The organism is Olivibacter sp. 47, from assembly GCF_030372825.1.
GTDB lineage: Bacteria > Bacteroidota > Bacteroidia > Sphingobacteriales > Sphingobacteriaceae > Olivibacter > Olivibacter oleidegradans.
The window spans coordinates 1,559,182-1,578,251 of record NZ_JAUCNR010000001.1 but is presented as its reverse complement, the minus strand read 5'-3'; the positions used below and the strand labels follow the sequence as shown (position 1 = coordinate 1,578,251).

Here is a 19,070-nt window from a genome sequence, read left to right as displayed (position 1 = left end):
AACGCTATCTTTTTTAATGAATGTTTGGTGAGGTACGCTAACGAAAAGTGCTTGAACGAGAAGTTTAAAAAGGCGGTAGATTTGCTGTATAGCTGAGAACATAGAACATATCAATTTTTAGTCCCTTCGATTTTCATCGAAAATCAAGGGGCTTTTTTTCCGCGCCTTAAGTGCCTATTAAGGTTTTAAAAGTTTTCTAAATGTGAAGTTTTATTAATATTATTCTGATTAGTCATTTTGTTAGAATGAGAAAATATACTTCTTTGCGTCCAAATTTGAGATCGATTTATAAGTAATCTTCTTCACCATACCATTTGGAGGTATCCACACCGTAATCGTCAATTTCGTAACAACTATTGGGAAAATCCTCTGAAATCTCATATCTTACCTTTGTTTCAAAAGGAAAACTTTCCTTTAAGTCTAACCCATCTCCCTCCCGTCTTTCTTTATTGGAACCATACTCTAAAGTTACATAAAGTTCTCCGGATACATTTACAATAATTTCAGAGTCATTTATCTCTGAAATGTGATAGGCATAGATGTCGCAGTAATTAAGGGAGTAACGTGGGGCTAAACTGTCAATATTCTCAAAGGAATTTGAAAACACTGAAGAAATCATTTGATCTTCTATTTGGCCATCTAAAGATTGTTTTAGGTTTTCTCTATATTCATCAATGTTCATTACAAATCTGGCAAACATAGCTAGGACTTCGTTGCTTTTAACTTTGATGGAATCATCGTCTAAGTTGAAAACATTTTCGTTAATATGGGTGTATTTGCTTAAAGAATCGATAGTATTTTTTATTGATTTTATCGTTTCTGTTAGATTATCAATGTCGAAATCCCAACTCTGTAAAATATCATCACTTATTCCGCCTTGTATAGCGTATTTTATTCGCTGTGCTCGCGTGGGTCTATTGTCGATTGTTTCGGGTGTATACCAAACGCAATTTTTGATTTTTGATTCGGGTGCCAAAGCATGCAGAAAGTGCCTAGATAATTCCCTGATACTATAAGCAAAATTATTGTACCTCAATTTGTTGTTGACATCATTGAGACTAGCTAAGGATGCAGAGAACAGATCTAATTCAAATTGAGAAGTGAAAATTTTTTTAACAAGTTCAATAGTGTTCATGAAATTTTATTGGCATAGTTCCATATCGTTTTGAAACAGTATTTACATTTTTGTGTATTTCACTCTTCTATTTTCAAAAGCTTTCATTCTACCCTCTAAGATATTGACTATGTGTTTATTCATGACCGCATTTTCAATTCCACCAGAGTCAAAAGAAACGGCATAATTATCCTCTTTGTCAATATTCATATATATGACCTGTTCAGCATCAGCAACAATTGCAAGATTTGGATTATGTGTTACCATAATAATTTGTCTTCGCTTTTTTGCCTTCTTAATATAAGGGACTAAGATTTCAGCTACACTTTGGTTATCAAGATTGTCTTCGGGCTGGTCTATTATAAGTGGTTTATCATCTTTATCCAAAACCAAATAGAAAACTAATAATAGTCCTCCCTTCTCGCCGGGTGATAGTTGGTTTAGTGACTTGCCGTTCAGTCTTAGCTCGTACTCTGGGTTTAAATAACCAAGGGAATAGATATAGTTGTGAAAGTCTAGCTCTCTTCCTTCTTTAAATCTTATATTTGAATCTTCTAATGATTTAAGAAACCTTTGAACATCCTCTTCGCTATTAAAATCTTGGTTATTGACTAGATTAGATAAGTAGTCGTCCCCATTTTGATAAAAGTCCCCATATCTATTTACAAAGTCAAAGAATTTGGAGAAGAATAGGCGGTCAATTTTGAAGGATGTTTCGATGGAGATATTCTGCTCTATTGCGAATTCCATCAATATATTGCTGATAGCTTGTTTCATCTTATCATAAATGCCTTGAATGTGTTTTTTGCGATTGTAGACTTCTTGGATAAGCTTTTTACGTTGGTCCAATTTCTCGTTTATGTCAATAGGAAGTTGATTTTTGACATATGTTAGTTCAGCTTCATAATATTTCAATGTGTTTTCGGTTAATTCATCCCCAATGATTTCTTTGGCCCGGGTATTCCATTCCCTCTCTTTTAACAGGTAATCTTGGTACTCTTTTAACGGCTTGTTTAAATCATATTCTATTTTCAATTTCATATTCGTCAGGTGCGTTAACTTAGATGTCAAACCCAATTCCACGCCCGTCTCAGTTGATATTGTTTTAGCAGAAAGAGTATTTTCACTTGCTGCAATCTTTTGTTCTGTTTCTCGTATAAGCCTGTTAATAGTTGCTTTATCCGATTTATAAGAGAATATTGTTGTAGCGACTAATTTGTATTTTTGGAAGTAGTCATCATGTCCCGATAGCCATTCATTTAGGCTGTTCTCAAGATTTTCGATACTACTTAGAAAATTTTTGTGCTCCGAAAGCTCTATTTTTAATAGTCTCAATTTATTGTGTTCGGCAAGGATCTGATTTTCTATAATCCTGATATCTTCTTCCAGTTTGGTAGCGCTGTTAAATAGCTCTTTCTGTTCTTTCGAAATGTTAGGGTCGTTTTCAGGATTCTGCACAACAATAATCTTCTCTTTTTCTTGCTCATGAATATCCATCTCCTGTTCTTTCAACTTTTTATTGTTTTCAATAGATAAAACATATTCCTTCTTTTGCCTATTATTTAGCTGCAAAATGGATTTATTTATACTATCTATTTTTGTGAGGATTATCGCTATCTCCTGATTAACGAGATTCGTCAAATATTCTTCTAATTCTTCGAAACTTTGTTTGCCAAGTTTGTCTGATTCTTCCAGACGGGAAAAAACCACTTTATTTATTTCATCTTTGAAACCGCTATTTTCGTCATTGCATAATTTTTCTAGATATGTTTGCGGAATATATTTCACACGGGATACGTCGGTAAAATCCACTCCTTCATTTAGGAGCTTCGTATTCTCATTTTTATCAAACCACTTTAATCTTCCTATAAAATTCTCTGCAAATCCCTTTTGACAAAATTTAGAGGCGTTCAGAAAGGAGAAATCTTTAGCGGGTACATGAGCATTGCCCAATAGAGCAATAATATCCGCAATCGCACTTTTTCCCTTCCCTTTGTTGCCAATAATAGCTGTCAATTCAAGTCCTATCTGCAAATCAAAATTCTTGAACCACACGCCTTTCCCTTCACTATAATTTTCTATTTGATTGATTTCTATTGAATCGATATAATTTCCTCTGGCGGCATATATTTTAGTAAATAATGCAGGTTGCTCGCCAATATAAACTCTGTCTTCCGGCTCGAAGAGTATTTGTCTTACACCGTTGAATGTCAGTTCGGACTTAATCCAGCAGTAGTTTTTATTTTTAGGTTCAAAAAGACCGCCAAAGCTATGGGCATCCGAACCCCATATACAGGGTTTTAAAGTTTTAAATTCGCGCTCAAAACTGTCTAAGGATGGATGCTTTTGTCCCAATCCAAACTCGACGGTATTCCTGTTTGAGGAGAAAAAGGCTTGAGCACGCTGCAATATCACTTTTCTTGTCAGGTGTTCTTGGCTTTTCCAAGATATTTCAGAAAGATCTTCATCGACTGGAACAACAATCAGGTATTTGTCTTTAAAGTCTTTATTTTCGCTCAACAACTTACAAACTTGTTGATCATCGACCACAGCATTGTTCATTCCTACAACTACATCAGTACCTTTTAAGTCAGGTTGTTCATTCTTTAGACGCTGTCCAAGTTTAATAAGATTATCAATTTTAAGCCTTTGCATCTTATCTGGTTCGGTGGGATCAGCTTCATAGATAAAATGGATATCATGCAGAAAATTTTCCTCAATAGTTTTTATTGATACCTCATTAGAGAAGATAATGTGGAAGTTTACTCTTCCGCTTTCTGTTCCAATTTTTTCCCCATCTTTATATTTATTTATCTGGATGATTTTATTTATCCGAAATTCGATGTTTGGAAGAATCAGCATTGAATTGATTTTTCTGATTTCCTCATCTATAAATAGTGTTTTAAGTTTCTCTGGTTTCTCCAGATATTCTGTTTTAAGTTTCTTGTAACCGTCAATACTAAAATAGTCAGTAATTCCAATGATATTGACTTTTGTTTCAATTGCCTTTCTAAGCATTGTTTGCACGTATGTGTCAAAGTCTTGACCAAATTCATTATTGAGGTATGAAAGAGGAGTGTGGATGTGAAAATCAGCTTTTCTCCAAAAGGAGCCTCTAGAATTGCTCATAATTTATAGGTTGATATAGGTGATTTATTTATAAGGTTTTAATCAAAGATTCCGAAACATTCCAAATATAGTATTTAATAATATGGTAAAAAAACAATTTTGTAGCGTTAATATGTGGACATCTATCGGTACAATAAAAATTTGGAACTCACTGAGGTACCCTTGATTGCTTTTTGATTGTTATTCTTATTTATTTCATTACCCCGAATATTAGAAAATTTGGTCAGATATTTTAGTTTGTGGGAGGAGGCTGGATATTTCGCTTAATCGGGACAAAGTTCCGCTATATCATTTCATTGTCTAAATGTTGGATCGATAAAGTTCATTGACTACAATCTTTTTGTACTCTATTAATAGATTTTATGTGGCTATTCTTTATGAGATGGTCGTTCTACCACTTCGATAACTCAAAAACTTAATCAGCAATTCTCTTCAAATCCACCAAAAAGCGGTTCGATATCCTTCCCCTAGGGTCTACAAGGGAAAGATTCAAACGAATCTTTCCCTTTTTTGTTGTTTCTTTTAATTGAAAGAATTAAAAGGTGTTTGTTTTTAAAGGTAATAGAACGCCATATTTTCATTATGATGAATGGTTGTCCGAAAAGATCCTCGGCGTATGGGCGAGACGAGGCAAGTTGTAGCTCGCGCCTAATATTGGTTAACCAAGAATTGAATTTAATTTATATTTTTATAGCTTTATAGACAAACACATATGGCATCAGGTTTTTTTGCGATTTTAGATGATATAGCTTCATTGATGGACGATGTTGCGGTAACCAGTAAAATAGCAACGCGTAAAACAGCCGGTATATTGGGCGACGATTTAGCGGTCAATGCCGAAAAAGCGACGGGCTTTCTTTCAACACGTGAATTACCGGTGCTGTGGGCTATTACGAAAGGTTCTTTGATCAACAAGCTCATTATTGTTCCAATTGCATTGACCTTAAATGTGTTTTTTCCCATTGCGATAAAAGTATTCCTGGTGTTGGGCGGCATTTATTTAGCATTTGAAGGTGCTGAAAAAATAGTTGAGTACTTTTTTCATCGAAAGAAGCCGGGACATGAGGTAATTGAGGAACGTGAAGAAAAAAATGGAGATGTTGAAAAAGCAAAAATTAAATCCGCCATCACTACCGATTTCATTCTTTCAATAGAGATTGTAATTATAGCATTAGGTGCTGTTTTAGATAGAAGTCTAACCATCCAAATTTTAACCGTTTCGGTTGTAGCTCTTTTGGCAACCATAGGAGTTTATGGCATCGTTGCGCTCATTGTTAGGATGGATGACACCGGGTACAGGTTAATCAAGTATTCCAATGATAAGGGATTATGGTCGACGCTTGGGCACTTATTGGTTAAGTCGCTCCCCTTGGTTATCAAGTTCTTGAGTGTGATTGGTACAATCGCCCTTATATTGGTTTCAGGTGGTATCTTTGTTCACAATATTGAATATTTGCACCATATTTTGCCGAACATACCATCCATTCTCAAAGAATTTGTAATTGGGTTAGCAGTAGGCTTAATCGCAGTGGGAATTTTTACGGTCGCTAAAAGGATGTTTTCTTCCGGAACAGCCACCAATCACTGATCCTATACATAAAGCCAATTGGATTGAAGTGGATTCGTTGCATAGCATGTTTTTTTGAATTATATGGCATTTCTTGTTGATAATCAACTAAATATTTATATTTGTCTTGAGGTTGCGTAACAGTTATGCACCTGTTTTTTCACCTTTACCTTCTTAAATTATGATCTCAACAACTAAAACACAGCGTCTTTTCAGGGTGTTATTAGGATTGCTTTTGTTATTTACAGGTACCGGACACCTCACTTGGTTACATATCCCATTCCGTGCACAAGTACCTTCCTGGCTACCATTAGATCCCGATTTAGTCGTCAATTTATCGGGCGCAGTGGAGATTTTGCTTGGTATTGCATTGCTGTTTTGGGTGTCAAAACAAGTGCCGATAGGATGGTTAACCGCTTTGTTTTTCCTGCTAATTTTTCCGGGGAACCTCCAGCAGTATTTAACCCATGCGGACGCTTTTGGTTTAAACAGTGATTTTTTACGGTTATTACGTCTTTGCCTACATCCGCTGCTTATTATATGGCCTCTCTGGAGTACCGGTGCTTGGACTGCTCGGAAGCAACACAATACGGCTATACATAATCGGTAATCGGCTAAAAATATTTTAGTCTAAATAGTTTATTGTCATTTGTTATAGACAGGAAGCTCTGATATATTTGTAGTCATTACATCATCAAGTATAACAAGCTGTCTAAATGAAGGACGATATTTTAATACAAATAGGCAATCAAATCAAAGAACGACGTAAGAATAAAGGAATTACCGTTCAGGAACTAGCTGACAGAGCTTCGGTAAGTAAAGGACTGATATCGCAAATAGAAAATAACCGCGTCATCCCTTCCTTGATGGTGTTGATTGAAATCATCAAATCTTTGGATGTTGATTTGAACATTTTTTTTAAGGATATCGGTGTCAACAAAAACAATAAGACAATTCTGATAAAGAAAAAGGACGAGTATAGCCATTTTGAAAAAGAGGAAGCGATCGGGTTTCACTATCACCGAATTTTCACCAGAAATATTAAAAACTCAACGGTTGATATTGTTTTACTGGAACTAGAGCCCAATGCTTCAAGACCAATGGTAGAAACACTGGCTTTTGAATATAAGTATATCTTATCCGGCGAAATCGAATATAAATTCGAACAGGAAAGTGTCCTTTTGAGTGCAGGAGATTCGTTATTATTCGACGGTAGGATTCCTCATACCCCCAAAAACATCGGATCTTATAAGGCGGTTATGCTGGTGGTTTATTTTTTCGAAGAAGATATGGCCTAACGAAGAGGAGCTAGAAGGTAGGAACTCATTATAAGGAAGAATGGCGGAGCATATGTTTTGACATTGTTGGGTTATTCACTTTGACCGATTATCTCATCAGGAATCCAGCCCTCTTCATGAGTTGTTATATTTTGCACCCAACTCCAACCGTTTAAAGATCGTAGGATCATGATTTGCTCGTCCGCATTAATAGTTAGTTCTTTGGCGGAATAATTCTCCAACAGGCAACCACTTCTTTTATCTTCTGAAAAAGCAACGATCTGACGAGGTATCCACCCTTTATTACTATCATTCTCTGCCCAGATCCATCCTCTCCACTTTTCTTCAGTTTCCTCTTTTCCTAGTCGTACGATTTCTCCTTTTACCAGTGTAATCGGGTTTGAGTAGGGTGTTTTATAGGGTTTCAGCGTTTTATATTTCTTCTCCATTCTACTTAATCGCTGGTGACGCTATTGCTTCTAGCGAACGTTGGTTCGTTAAGAAAGAACAATAGATTCCTTGTTATATTTATTACGGTATTCAATCGGAGACAAACCGGTGATTTTTTTAAAGGTCGAACGGAAAGCTTTTGTGTCGGAATAACCAATTTCGTACATCAACTCACTTACCGTTTTTCTACTTGTTTCCAATTCTTTTTTTGCAGCTTCCATTTTTACCCGCTGTATATATTCTGTTACTGTATTGCTGGTTGCTTTCTTAAACCGTCTTTCCAAGCTTCTACGTCCGAGAGCAAGCATGTCTGCCAGTTGATCAACAGTTATTTTTTCCTGGAAATTTTTTTCAATAAACTCCTGGGCTTTAATAATCAGATCGTCTTCATGTTCCTTCTGCCCTTTAAACATAATGAAAGGTGATTGACTATATCGATCAATGTCGATCATAAACGTTTTGGCAATCAGTACAGCAATTTCTCTTCCAGCATGTTTCTCTACTAAATATAAGAGTAGGTTAGTATAAGAATAAGCGCCACCGCTTGTATAGATTCCACGATCTTCGGTCATAATTTTATCGTCAACGAGCCTTGCGTTCGGATATTGCTGTCTAAACTGGTTGGCAAATCGCCAATGTGTTGCGCATTGTTTGCCGTCTAATAGACCCGTTGCGGCCAAAAAGAAAGCGCCGACGCAAAAACTAGCTAATTCGGCACCTTGCATGTACTGTTTGACAACCCAGGGAATAAAGGCCGCATTAAGCTTGAGCGCATTTTCCAGATCACCCAGCATAGCGGGAATAATGATCAGGTCTGTTTTGCTTACCTCTCCTATAAGATGATCCGGTTTAATCGTATACACACCGTTTCGTTGGCTGGCATTCGGGTTAATCCCAACCAGTTTAATGTCGAAAAGAGGGGGTCTACCAACTCGAACAAAGCATTCGTTTACTTCTGAGAAAATTTGGTGCGTGCCTTCAATGTTAGTGATACTGGTGTGTCCTTCGGGAATCAGGATCGATATGTGTTTCATGACCTAAGATTGTTTGTTTTCTAATTGGTTTTTGCTTAATAACGCAAATATAAACGGTAATATTGTCGCAATCAACCACTTTGTGTTATTTTGTGCAATATGCTTATTCGTCTATTCCACACCCTGATTTTGTCGTTTTTCACCTCCGTTATTTAATGAATTCTGCATAACTTTGACTTATTAAAGTGTTATTTCGGCGGTCAAACGCGAGGTGGAAATTATTTATTCTGTTTTGATCTGAAGTAACGCTCAGATGCCAAATTAAAAACCATACAATATACTTATAAATCTGAGTCAACGCTCAGCGGAGAAGAATAGATAGCACCTATTTACCGATAGTAGGTAGGGAAGTTTAAACACATAAAACAAATTACTCCAATGAAAAAATCAATTATTTTGATCGCCTTTTTACTGTTTGTCTTAGAGGCGGCAAAAGCAACGGATAACGCGAAAGATTCGTTGCTGACTGTTTTTAAACAGTCGGAAACTCGCTTGTTTAATGACGTCGCCGGGTTAAGCGAACAACAAGTAAACTTCAAAGCAGATACCGCTAGCTGGTCTATAGGGCAATGCCTTGAACACATTACCAAAACAGAACATATGCTTTTAGGTATGGTGCAGGATTTGATGAAGCAGCCGGCCAATCCTGAAAAACGTACAGCATTAAAGGGCACGGATAGTGATGTGATTGGTATGATGCAGAATAGAACGCAGAAATTTAAAGCACCTGAACCTTTACAGCCCCACAAACAATCCTATCAATTGACCAAAGTGTTGGACGATTTCAAGAAACAACGTGCAATTACATTAGACTTTATTAAGAATACGCCACTTGACGACTTACGAAATCACCTAACCATTACACCCGCCAAAGAATACGCCGATGCATACCGGATGCTTTTGTATATAGCGGGGCATAGTTTAAGACACACTGAACAGATAGAAGAAGTGAAGGGCGCAAGCACCTTTCCAAAAAAGTAATAAATGAAGGGAGGGTGTCTTCTATGTTCGTATATGTAACAATTCTCAGACACCCTCTACATAAATTTACACTTTGTAATAATCCTCCCAGCCTTTTCTTGGCGGCGGCCCTACAAGTAGCTCGTTCGCGGTTTTGTTATTGGTTATCACCTTTTTGTCACGATCAAACAATAATTTCGTGTTTAGCTGTTGTGCTAATACACCTAAACAAAGTACTTGACTTAGTGGGCCCGCAATATGGAATGGCGAACGAGTTTGTTCTTCCCCTTTACAGGCCAGTAAAAAGTTCTTGAAATGGTTTGACGGGCTGATGGGGACTTCCGGTAATTTTGACGCCATTTCTTTCGCTTTTTCTTCCGGAATAATGGATAAGGTGCTCCCGTGCGAACCTCCCTTAAAGGTCAGTTCCTTACTATAGATAATTTTACCGGGATTAAGCTTGGCGGGTTCGATTTTTCCTGTACTTGGTGGTGGGATATTGGGATCCAATCCCGAAACACCGTATCCCTCCGGAATGGGAGGTAAATTGTTTACACCATCGTACCAAGTAATCTCTAGCGCAGGCATTTTCTTCCGCTTCGGAAATTTGAAAGATAGTGTTGATGCTTGCGGAAAAAAGAAATCATTATGGCCTTCGAGTTTAATGGCGTTTACTTCTTCAGGTAGCCCTAGGTTTAGAAACTGGTGCGCTGTATCCAGAATGTGTGCCCCCCAGTCCCCCAGCGCTCCAAGGCCAAAATCATACCAGCAACGCCACTGTCCATTTACATAATCATGATTGTAGTTGTGAAAAGGTCTAGTGGTAAGCCATTTATCCCAGTCTAGCGTTTCCGGAATAGGTTCGGCAGACGGCAGTGCACTGATATTCGTGTCCCAGCCATGCCAACGGCGCGGAGAATTCATATGCGCTGTGATTGCCGTTACATCTTTTATAATACCGGCTTCAACCCAAGCCTTAAATTGGAAATAGTTTGCTTCAGAATGGCCTTGGTTGCCCATTTGTGTTACTACTTTAGGGTATTTATCCGCAGCTTTCATCAGTAACTCGCATTCATTGAATGTTCTTGCCATTGGCTTTTCTACGTATACATGAATACCGCGATCCATCGCCTCCATGCATATTGGGAAATGCGAAAAATCGGGTACGCCCACGGAAACCGCTTCAATTTGGCCTCCCATTTTATCGAACATTTCACGGAAGTCCTTAAAGCGCGGCACGTCCGGAAATTGTTGTAAGGTTTTTAGCGTATGGGGAGCGCCCATATCAACGTCGCATAGTGCAACTATGTTTGCTAAACCGGTGCTATAAAGTGCTTGAATGATCTCGCCACCCCGATTGCCTATGCCGCAACAGGCTAGATTTACCCTTTCGCTCGCCTTGGCGCGTTTTATTGGGGCGAAAGAATTGGCGTGTAAGATAGTAGGCGCAACGGCAGCGGCGGCAGATAACATCATTGCCTTCCTGAGAAATAACCTTCTTGAAACGTCTTTTGAATTCATGTTTTTTAATCGGTTAGACCTTCCTGTGCGTTTAATAACAGATACACATAAAAGGTTCTGTACTCTATTTTTATTGTATTAGTTTATCAGTAAGCTGATACCATTTAGTGTCAACCAGGTATCAATGCGAATTCGATTCGAAAGATAAGCTTTTGTGAGACATATGTGAAAAGCTAAAATGTAACCTTTATGTTATGTAAATTTCGTAGACATACGGCTTAAAGGAGACATGCGAGGGATTTTATTTCAGTGCCTCAAAACTATCCTTAACCATATTCCAAAACTCGTCCAGCGCGATGATTCTCGGTTTAAAAAATGAAATCAAGGTTGGCCAATCTGCTTGGTTAAATACGCTCACAGGATCAATTTGGCAGTATATTCTGCTTATGATTTTTCCGTGCTCGTCTTCCGTATGCAATTTCCAGGACCAAGTTTCATTCAAGTATCCTTCCAGTATCTTTTTGAATTCCTTAAACTGCTCAAAGAACAGTTCCTGTATTCCCATATCCGGATGGTTGATTTCAATAGCGATATAGGCTTCTTTTTTGCCAGCATCCATTTTAAAATATAGATGCTTAAAACCCGTTTTGTAGTTGATCCAATTTATCTCCATTCCTTCCGACGAGGGTACGGAAGCCATGTATTGCCCAAAGGTGGTCCAAAAAGACTGTTTTAATTTAGAGGCTTCTTCTTTAGAATACAAAATGTCAAAATTAAACCTTTACTGTTGATTGCAAAAATACGTTTTCCATTGGTTATTAGGAACTAACTATCGGACTATTTGACAGCTTGCTTCTGTTTTTCCTTGCTATCACAAAAACCGGACTTGCAGTATATGCCATGAAATCCGTATCTTCCCAAGCGTTTCGAGCAAATGCAAAGCGATGAATCCATCGGAATAAAAACTAAACAACATGCTAAAAGGCCAATTGAACCGCAAACAGCTTATTGCCATTCTCTTTTTGGGCGTGTCTCTATTAATTGCCATAGTGCAATGTACAGAGCAGGAATCGGGTGATGTACGTGGTAAACAATATGCCAATCGTACGAGCTGTGTGCAATGTCATAATGATATCGCTCAAAACTATCTTCATAATGCACATTTCAATACCAGTAAAGAATTACACACGCCCTCTGCTACAGATAGCATGGGACTAGAGGAGAACGTATACGTGTTTAACGAGAAGACCAAGGTAGGTGTTGAGAAGCGAGCAGACGGTTTATATCAAGTAGCTTACGTAAATGGAGAAAACGTGAAAGAAGAGCGAACAGCCATGGTCTTTGGTGCGGGCAAAAGCGCCTATACATTTGCATTTTGGTACGGGAATAGGTTGATGCAAATGCCCTTGAATTACCTCGTTCCCGAACATGAATGGGTTAACAGCCCGGGATTTCCCACCGAGCAGATATATTTTGGTAGGGCTATTATTACGCGATGCTTGGAGTGTCATAGCTCCTTTGTGCAGTCTAAAATTATCGCTTCTGCGAACTTTCAACAGGAAGAAGAGTTTCTTAAAAATTCATTGATTGCGGGGATCGATTGTCAACGTTGCCATGGGCCGGCCGCAGAACATGTGCAATTCCACCAAGAACATCCCAACGAGAAGGAAGCTAAATATATGGTCAAATATCAAGAATTATCCCGTTCACAAAAAGTCGATATGTGTGGTGTTTGCCATTCGGGTACTAATTTGAAAATGTTGAACTCGACCTTTTTCTTTAAGCCCGGAGATACGATTAACAATTTACCGGAGTATACGAGTTATACCGGCGAAGATCCAGATGTTCATGGTAAACAAAAGCAATTGTTAATGGCCAGCAAATGTTATAAACTTAGCAATATGGATTGTGGTAGTTGCCATCAGACACACACTAACCTAAGCCCTGACCTGGCTGTCTATTCGCAGACTTGCTTGCAATGCCATCAAAAGATAAAGCATCCGTCATTGGATGAAAAGGCGTTACATCTTGCCAAAGATAACTGTATTGATTGCCACATGCCCGTCAAAGTCTCAAAAAGTATTGGTTTTCAAAGAAGTGCGAGCAAGGAAAAGATTCCATATAAACAACGGACGCATCGGATTGCGGTATATTGATGTTTTGGTCAATATTTTACTCACTTGTTGACCAGAATCCATTTTTTTATCTGCCTGCCTTAGACAATGAGGTTTTTAGAGCCGTTCGGGCTTGTGAATCCAAAACCGTGTAACGAAGTAGCCTCTGTGCTTAGGCATAAGGATAGCATGTATTAAAAAACCATTAGAAATGTAGTGCTAATGTCATTGTTTAATCTTTTTCGTATGAAATTAAAATAATAATTACATTACTCAGTTATAGAAAATAATAGTATATTGCGTTCACGATAAGATACTTACATAAAAAGCGAATTCATGAATAGATTATTAGCCGTAACGCTGTTTTTTTTATCAATGGTGTTAAACTTTCATACGGGTTTAGGTCAAGAAAAGAAAAAAACGAAAAGTGTACAGACAAAAAGAACAAAAATAGAAGATGATGATACAAGATTTATACAATCGTTAATAGATAAAGCGATACCTGGAGATACCATAAAGTTGGCGAAGCGAATTTACCATGTACGTTCTTTGCAGCTGAAAAGTGGTGTTAGTGTCCATACCCTGGGCACTTTGAAACAGATCAAGCCAGATAGCGCAGAAAACTTTACCATGGGGAAACAGTATTCGGAGCATCCGCTCTTTTACGGTAATAAGGTAAAAGGCTTGTCCCTTCGCTTCAACGCATTTACTTATGGAGAGGCCGTTCGTTTGGATAATGCTGAGAACATAACGATTCAAGACGTGGTCGCTTTTGGCGATTCCACAAAACTTTATTCTTTTTCCGGTATTTATTTGTTTCGCAGTAAAAATATCAATATAGAAAATGCCGAATTGGCTTATTATGGAATGCCGAGAAAAAGTCCCAATTATTACCAACGGGGTACCGGCATTCGCCTTCAAACGTGTAGCGATGTAACCATCAATGAAAATCGTATTCATCACAATGGCGAGAACGGTGTCTTTCTGCACAGCTGTGCGAACATTACCCTTAATCGGAATAAGATCAGCCATAACGGAATGAGTGGTATTCAGGTAGCCTTTGGAAGCGTTGGACTTGAAAATACGTATCAAATTACAAATAATTTGATTTTTGCTAATGCAGCTGATGCAATCGATATTAATAATCCGGATATATCGAGGCAAATAAATTTAGCGGCCCTTATAGAAGGCAACACGAGTTATGATAATGGATGGGTAAAAGGTGAAAAGACACGGGACGGTTCTGGTATCGCTACATTGGTGGGGCTCAAAAATATCATGGTCCGAAATAATAAATCGAATCGGAGTAATCGGCCAGCTGTTTATCTTCGGGACTGTGATGCAGTTCAGGTGATTAACAACAATGCCGATAATTTTGCTGAAATCGTAGGAAGCCAAGGGCAAATCCATTTATATAAAAATACCTTTGCCGGCTTACGGTTATTGTCTGATTTGAAAGCTAAAAAATTGATGCTTGATTCCAATAATATTCGCTATTTAGCAATACCAAACGGAATTATGGTTGATAGTTTAGTGTTTTTAGCGAACGATCTAAAAGGTAATATCAATGTAAATATGAGTGGTCAACTCATATTTAAAGATAATGTTTTATCAAGTAGTTCTCCTAGAGGAGGTATTTCTTTATGGAAAGTTAATGGAGCCGTTTTATCCGGCAATGAAATATCTGCCAATAAAAGTGACGCTTTGTATGTGCATAATGAGGCCATGAATGTTGTTATTGAAGCGAATAAAATACGTTCTTCAACCGTGTGCATCAAAGACGCTGGTTCCCAGCAGTTGAAAATTATCAAAAATACACTTGCTTCTGATACTTCCAATCGTTCGACATCGACCTTGATATCGACCAATCCGAAAGATTTAACCCTGAGTAACAATACCTATTACTTGGGTGAGAAAGAGGCAGAGCGGGCCGTGGAATTTGAGGGAGAAGGAACCGTTTTTATCGACGGAGAGACGCATAAACTATTCACCCCAGACGGTAATAATTAAGTTTCTCGGTGTTGCGTGGTCACGATGTTCGCATAAATAAATCCCTTGCCAGGTCCCTAGGGCCAACTCGCCCTGACGAATAGGTATTAAAATTGAACTGCCCAATATAGAGGCCTTTAAGTGCGCCGGCATGTCGTCCGGGCCTTCATAATCGTGCATATAATCCGGATCATTTTCCGGTACGGTTTTATTGAAAAAAGTTTCAAAATCACCTCTAACCGTTGGGTCAGCATTTTCATTGATAGTTAGCGAGGCCGACGTGTGCTGTATAAATACCTGGCACATTCCTGATCGAAATTCCCGAATGCCTGGAACTGACTCTATAATTGATGGCGTAATAAGGTGAAAACCACGTCTTTTACGAGGAATCTGTATTTCTTGTTGGAATATTTTCATGTTGAAACAATTTTTCTTTTAATCCATGAGCGTCTCTTGGCTACGATGTGAACGCTACCAGCCTCTTCTGCTCTTAAGGGTTGTTATATGCGCTAAATGATGATTGCAATGCCATGCATAAAGTCCGATGTTTTCGTCTAAGGCATATGTTCTGCCACTTTGGGGATGGATAAAAGTTCGCTTCAGATCGTCTGCCTTTAACGATTTTAATAATACCACCCATCGCTTATGTAATCCTTTTAATAAAAGGAGAGAAGGTTCGATTGCCAGACTTTTTGCGTCCGCTAATTCGGCCCAGCGGTCTTCATAATAAGGCTTGATGACAGGCGTATCCTCCGTTAGGCTTAGTTTAAAGCGCACGAAGCTGTTTACATGGCTATCAGCGCAATGATGGACCACTTGTCTTATTGTCCATCCTCCTAGTCGATAAGGGGTGTCTAATTGCTCATTACTCAATTGCATTACTTCTGCGGCAAGCCGTTCCGGAAAAGTTTCAATGATGTCTATATAATCAGCTATCTGTTCTTTACTAATGATTTCAGGCCTTTGAAAAGTGCCGATGGGAAATTTTAATTGATCCTCCATTTTTTCTGCTGTTGTTTAACAAACTTAGGTAAAATGCGTGCTATTTACGAAATTGAATTGTACAATGACATTATCTTTTGCTTACCATACGCTTGGTTGAAGACCGGCCATCAATGAGCCTCTTGTCTTTGATTATAACGCCGTTTAACTAGATACAGCAAGGCAAGGCCGGCTATTCCCGCCGCTAAGAAGATTAAGCGAGGGATCATCGTCAATCGATCTTGATAAAACCAACCGGAGCAGAGAGCTCCGATGCCAATCCCTACTTCGAGCGCTATATACATGGTTGCCATGGCTTTTCCTCGATGAGCCGGGTCGCTTAAATCCACTGTCCATGCATTGGTTGCCGGTGATAACAAACCGGTTGCAATACCGTAGATAAACGAACCGATCAATAAGCCCGGTACCGATTGAAATGAACCTATGATGGATAAGGAAATAATAAGAACGATAAGGCCAATCGTAATAATCGTTGTTCTGCCATATCTGTCAGATGTTTTTCCCGCTACGAAGCGAATCAGTAAAGAAGAAACGGTAAAGACCATAAAGAACAACCCCTTATTTTTTAAGCCGATATACTCGCTCCAGTCCGGAATCAACGTAAGTATAGTGCCATAAGCAAAATAGGATAGCAAGGTCACAAAAGCTGCCGGAAACACACGTAAATCGATGATGTCGTTTTTTGTGATCTTAATTGATTGCGAGGAGAAGCGTTGTTTTTTTGCTAATGTCTCTTTCAAATTAAGTAAGATGCCAATGGAAAGAAAGGCCAGGAGAGAGGAGCAGTAAAAAAGCGTGTCTATTGAATAACTCGCTGTAATGGCGCTGCCGATAGCAGGACCAATGGCCATACCCGTACTAAAAAATAACCCGTGAATACCAAGAGCCTCTCCCCATCGCGAAGAAGGAGCGATGTCGGCTACATAGGCTGCTGTAGCGGTTGGCTTAAAGCCCGTGGAAAAGCCATGCAATAAGCGTAGGAATAAAAAACCGGAAACACTGCTCAAGATAGGGTAAAGAAATCCACATATAAAGCAAACGCTTGAGCCTACCGCCATAACGGGCACGCGTCCTATTGTATCAGTGAGTTTACCACTAAAGGGTCTTGAAATCCCTGCCGTTAACGTAAATAATGCTATAATTAATCCTTTATATTCTGCTCCTCCTATACTGCTTAAGTACGATGGTAGTTCGGGTATCAGCATGTTGAAACTCGCCGAAAACAAAAGTGAGCTTGAACAAAGCAACCAGAAATTTAGCGTGTATAGCTTTTGCTCCATTAATTGATATACCGTTTGTGTTCGATAAGTGAAGGTTGCAAAGATACATATCCTAGCGCTTAAGGAACAAAACAAGTGCTATTCGTAACAATTGCTATTTGGATTCATGTCCCTGATTCCTCAACATCCAAAAATCAACATGATCAATGCCCAGCTTCTCCGGGTCAAATATGGGTTCCTTCGTTCTCTTCCGCTGCTCCTCGTAATCTTTCAACAATTTGAGTGCAGGTTTGCGTAATAAAAGGATCGCTATAATATTTAACCAAGCCATCAGTCCTACGCCGATATCGCCTAAGGTCCAGGCCAATTTAGCAGTTTTTATCGATCCGTAGTAGGTTGCTGCTAAAAATAGGACCCGCAATAGAATAAGCATCCATTTTTTCTCGGTTCTTTTAAGCAGGTAACTGAGGTTTGTTTCAGCGATATAATAATAAGCCATGATCGTTGTGAAGGCAAAAAACAAAAGAGAGACAGCGACAAATCCTGAACCCATAGACGGGAAGTGTGCATTAATCGCCTGTTGTGTAAAGGCAGGACCTTCTTCAACGCCTGGTAGATTTTCGACTAGGAAGCCTCCCGACGGACTCTTTACATTGTATTTTCCTGTGAAGAGAATCATGAATGCTGTAGCTGTGCAAACGAACAATGTATCAACATACACAGAAAAAGCTTGCACTAAACCCTGTGCAGCAGGGTGCCTCGTTTCAGCTGCAGCAGCGGCATGAGGAGCCGTGCCTTGGCCGGCTTCATTGGAATAAATCCCCCGCTTTACGCCCCAGGCAACGGCCATTCCAAATATGCCGCTGAAAGCTTGCTCTGCCCCGAATGCCGAACGGATGATAAGCATAAACATATCCGGTACCTGCTTGATATGTAATGCTATAATAATTACGGCCATTAAAATATATGCGCCTGCCATAAAAGGTACTACGAACTCAGCTACTTTTCCAATGCGTTTAACGCCGCCGAATATAATGAGTGCTAATAACGATACAACAATCAACCCGGTAAGGTATTGAGGTATTTCAAAAGCGTGGAACGCACTCACGACGATACTGTTGCTCTGTACACCGGGAAGAAAAAGCGCTGTGCTGAAAATGGTAGCAATAGCGAAGAGTACGGCATACCATTTTATGCCCAAACCCTTTTCAATATAGTAGGCCGGGCCACCGCGATATTGCCCATCGATTTCACGTTTGTAAAGTTGACCGAGGGTAGCTTCTATATAGGCAGAAGCAGAGCCTAAAAAAGCGATAGCCCACATCCAAAAAATAGCTCCCGGACCACCCATGGCAATAGCTGTAGCTACACCTGCAATATTACCTGTACCAACTCTCCCCGATAGTGCAATGGCAAAAGCTTGAAATGAACTAACTCCTTGATCGGAAGATTTACTGCCAAATAGTAAACGTAACATTTCTTTGATCGATCTTAGTTGGACTAACCGCGTGCTGAAAGAAAAGTAAATTCCAGCTCCCAAGCACAGTACAATTAGAGCGTCACTCCAGATGATATTATTGATGTAATTGGCAATTTCCTCCATTTTATTATGCGTAAAGGTTAAGTAATTCTGTGAAAGCTGTAATGATAGAAAAAAATGATACAATTAGTAATCTTTCTCTCTAAAATGTCGTTTGTTTAAAAAAAATCAGAATAGCCGTGCTTTATCTCAAGAAATAAAACGATTCATCAG

General features: G+C 38.9%; 16 protein-coding genes. 6 read left to right on the top strand and 10 right to left on the bottom strand.

Annotated features, from left to right (window positions below; translation table 11 throughout):
- Positions 1-286 precede the first annotated feature (286 nt).
- Positions 287-1,135 (bottom strand): pPIWI-associating nuclease domain-containing protein, encoded by an 849-nt coding sequence (locus tag QT327_RS07005; RefSeq protein ID WP_289552439.1) that lies wholly within the window; start codon positions 1,133-1,135, stop codon positions 287-289.
- Positions 1,136-1,177: 42 nt separating this feature from the next.
- Positions 1,178-4,243 carry a TrlF family AAA-like ATPase gene (locus tag QT327_RS07000; RefSeq protein ID WP_289552438.1) on the bottom strand — a complete coding sequence of 1,022 codons (3,066 nt, stop codon included), beginning with the start codon at positions 4,241-4,243 and terminating at the stop codon, positions 1,178-1,180.
- Between the two features lie 712 nt (positions 4,244-4,955).
- Here QT327_RS07000 and QT327_RS06995 point away from each other — a divergent pair.
- The 3 genes from QT327_RS06995 (at position 4,956) to QT327_RS06985 (ending at position 7,108) form a co-directional block, all read left to right on the top strand.
- Positions 4,956-5,831 carry a DUF808 domain-containing protein gene (locus QT327_RS06995; protein WP_130857977.1) on the top strand — a complete coding sequence of 292 codons (876 nt, stop codon included), beginning with the start codon at positions 4,956-4,958 and terminating at the stop codon, positions 5,829-5,831.
- 160 nt (positions 5,832-5,991) lie between these two features.
- Entirely contained in the window at positions 5,992-6,420 is a 429-nt protein-coding gene (locus QT327_RS06990) for a DoxX family protein (RefSeq protein ID WP_289552437.1), read from the top strand.
- A 106-nt stretch (positions 6,421-6,526) separates the two neighbouring features.
- Positions 6,527-7,108, top strand: a complete 582-nt coding sequence (locus QT327_RS06985; protein WP_013663531.1) for a helix-turn-helix domain-containing protein — start codon at positions 6,527-6,529, stop codon at positions 7,106-7,108.
- A gap of 71 nt (positions 7,109-7,179) precedes the next feature.
- Here the strand turns inward: QT327_RS06985 and QT327_RS06980 are convergent, their stop codons facing one another.
- Positions 7,180-7,536 carry an SH3 domain-containing protein gene (locus tag QT327_RS06980; RefSeq protein WP_013663530.1) on the bottom strand — a complete coding sequence of 119 codons (357 nt, stop codon included), beginning with the start codon at positions 7,534-7,536 and terminating at the stop codon, positions 7,180-7,182.
- A 48-nt stretch (positions 7,537-7,584) separates the two neighbouring features.
- Complete coding sequence (locus QT327_RS06975) at positions 7,585-8,571, bottom strand: GlxA family transcriptional regulator (protein WP_130857980.1); 987 nt, start codon at positions 8,569-8,571, stop codon at positions 7,585-7,587.
- Between the two features lie 378 nt (positions 8,572-8,949).
- On the opposite strand from QT327_RS06975, the gene QT327_RS06970 reads away from it, so the two are divergent.
- Complete coding sequence (locus tag QT327_RS06970; protein WP_289552436.1) at positions 8,950-9,552, top strand: DinB family protein; 603 nt, start codon at positions 8,950-8,952, stop codon at positions 9,550-9,552.
- Positions 9,553-9,618: 66 nt separating this feature from the next.
- On the opposite strand, the gene QT327_RS06965 is transcribed toward QT327_RS06970, so the two are convergent.
- Both QT327_RS06965 and QT327_RS06960 read right to left on the bottom strand, forming a co-directional pair.
- On the bottom strand, positions 9,619-11,052 hold the full coding sequence (locus tag QT327_RS06965; RefSeq protein ID WP_289552435.1) for a Gfo/Idh/MocA family oxidoreductase: 1,434 nt from the start codon (positions 11,050-11,052) through the stop codon (positions 9,619-9,621).
- A gap of 241 nt (positions 11,053-11,293) precedes the next feature.
- Entirely contained in the window at positions 11,294-11,755 is a 462-nt protein-coding gene (locus QT327_RS06960; RefSeq protein WP_289552434.1) for a DUF4268 domain-containing protein, read from the bottom strand.
- Positions 11,756-11,966: 211 nt separating this feature from the next.
- Here QT327_RS06960 and QT327_RS06955 point away from each other — a divergent pair, with 211 nt between their 5' ends.
- Together QT327_RS06955 and QT327_RS06950 are read left to right on the top strand one after the other, a co-directional pair.
- Complete coding sequence (locus QT327_RS06955) at positions 11,967-13,148, top strand: cytochrome c3 family protein (protein WP_289552432.1); 1,182 nt, start codon at positions 11,967-11,969, stop codon at positions 13,146-13,148.
- A gap of 294 nt (positions 13,149-13,442) precedes the next feature.
- Positions 13,443-15,116 (top strand): right-handed parallel beta-helix repeat-containing protein, encoded by a 1,674-nt coding sequence (locus tag QT327_RS06950; protein WP_289552430.1) that lies wholly within the window; start codon positions 13,443-13,445, stop codon positions 15,114-15,116.
- On the opposite strand, the gene QT327_RS06945 is transcribed toward QT327_RS06950, so the two are convergent.
- From QT327_RS06945 to QT327_RS06930, 4 genes are all read right to left on the bottom strand, one after another.
- Positions 15,090-15,512, bottom strand: coding sequence for a secondary thiamine-phosphate synthase enzyme YjbQ (locus tag QT327_RS06945; protein WP_289552429.1), 423 nt, complete (start codon positions 15,510-15,512; stop codon positions 15,090-15,092). The two genes, QT327_RS06950 and QT327_RS06945, sit on opposite strands and share 27 nt — an antisense overlap.
- A gap of 54 nt (positions 15,513-15,566) precedes the next feature.
- On the bottom strand, positions 15,567-16,097 hold the full coding sequence (locus tag QT327_RS06940; protein ID WP_289552427.1) for a YfiT family bacillithiol transferase: 531 nt from the start codon (positions 16,095-16,097) through the stop codon (positions 15,567-15,569).
- 110 nt (positions 16,098-16,207) lie between these two features.
- Positions 16,208-17,377, bottom strand: a complete 1,170-nt coding sequence (locus QT327_RS06935) for an MFS transporter (RefSeq protein ID WP_289552426.1) — start codon at positions 17,375-17,377, stop codon at positions 16,208-16,210.
- A gap of 94 nt (positions 17,378-17,471) precedes the next feature.
- On the bottom strand, positions 17,472-18,920 hold the full coding sequence (locus QT327_RS06930) for an alanine/glycine:cation symporter family protein (protein ID WP_289552425.1): 1,449 nt from the start codon (positions 18,918-18,920) through the stop codon (positions 17,472-17,474).
- Positions 18,921-19,070: the final 150 nt, after the last annotated feature.

Excerpts from the sequence above, each read along its gene's own strand:
- QT327_RS07005 (WP_289552439.1), bottom strand. The coding sequence starts at position 1,135 with ATGAACACTATTGAACTTGTTAAAAAAATTTTCACTTCTCAATTTGAA.
- QT327_RS07000 (WP_289552438.1), bottom strand. The coding sequence starts at position 4,243 with ATGAGCAATTCTAGAGGCTCCTTTTGGAGAAAAGCTGATTTTCACATC.
- QT327_RS06995 (WP_130857977.1), top strand. The coding sequence starts at position 4,956 with ATGGCATCAGGTTTTTTTGCGATTTTAGATGATATAGCTTCATTGATG.
- QT327_RS06990 (WP_289552437.1), top strand. The coding sequence starts at position 5,992 with ATGATCTCAACAACTAAAACACAGCGTCTTTTCAGGGTGTTATTAGGA.
- QT327_RS06985 (WP_013663531.1), top strand. The coding sequence starts at position 6,527 with ATGAAGGACGATATTTTAATACAAATAGGCAATCAAATCAAAGAACGA.
- QT327_RS06980 (WP_013663530.1), bottom strand. The coding sequence starts at position 7,536 with ATGGAGAAGAAATATAAAACGCTGAAACCCTATAAAACACCCTACTCA.
- QT327_RS06975 (WP_130857980.1), bottom strand. The coding sequence starts at position 8,571 with ATGAAACACATATCGATCCTGATTCCCGAAGGACACACCAGTATCACT.
- QT327_RS06970 (WP_289552436.1), top strand. The coding sequence starts at position 8,950 with ATGAAAAAATCAATTATTTTGATCGCCTTTTTACTGTTTGTCTTAGAG.
- QT327_RS06965 (WP_289552435.1), bottom strand. The coding sequence starts at position 11,052 with ATGAATTCAAAAGACGTTTCAAGAAGGTTATTTCTCAGGAAGGCAATG.
- QT327_RS06955 (WP_289552432.1), top strand. The coding sequence starts at position 11,967 with ATGCTAAAAGGCCAATTGAACCGCAAACAGCTTATTGCCATTCTCTTT.
- QT327_RS06950 (WP_289552430.1), top strand. The coding sequence starts at position 13,443 with ATGAATAGATTATTAGCCGTAACGCTGTTTTTTTTATCAATGGTGTTA.
- QT327_RS06945 (WP_289552429.1), bottom strand. The coding sequence starts at position 15,512 with ATGAAAATATTCCAACAAGAAATACAGATTCCTCGTAAAAGACGTGGT.
- QT327_RS06940 (WP_289552427.1), bottom strand. The coding sequence starts at position 16,097 with ATGGAGGATCAATTAAAATTTCCCATCGGCACTTTTCAAAGGCCTGAA.
- QT327_RS06935 (WP_289552426.1), bottom strand. The coding sequence starts at position 17,377 with ATGGAGCAAAAGCTATACACGCTAAATTTCTGGTTGCTTTGTTCAAGC.
- QT327_RS06930 (WP_289552425.1), bottom strand. The coding sequence starts at position 18,920 with ATGGAGGAAATTGCCAATTACATCAATAATATCATCTGGAGTGACGCT.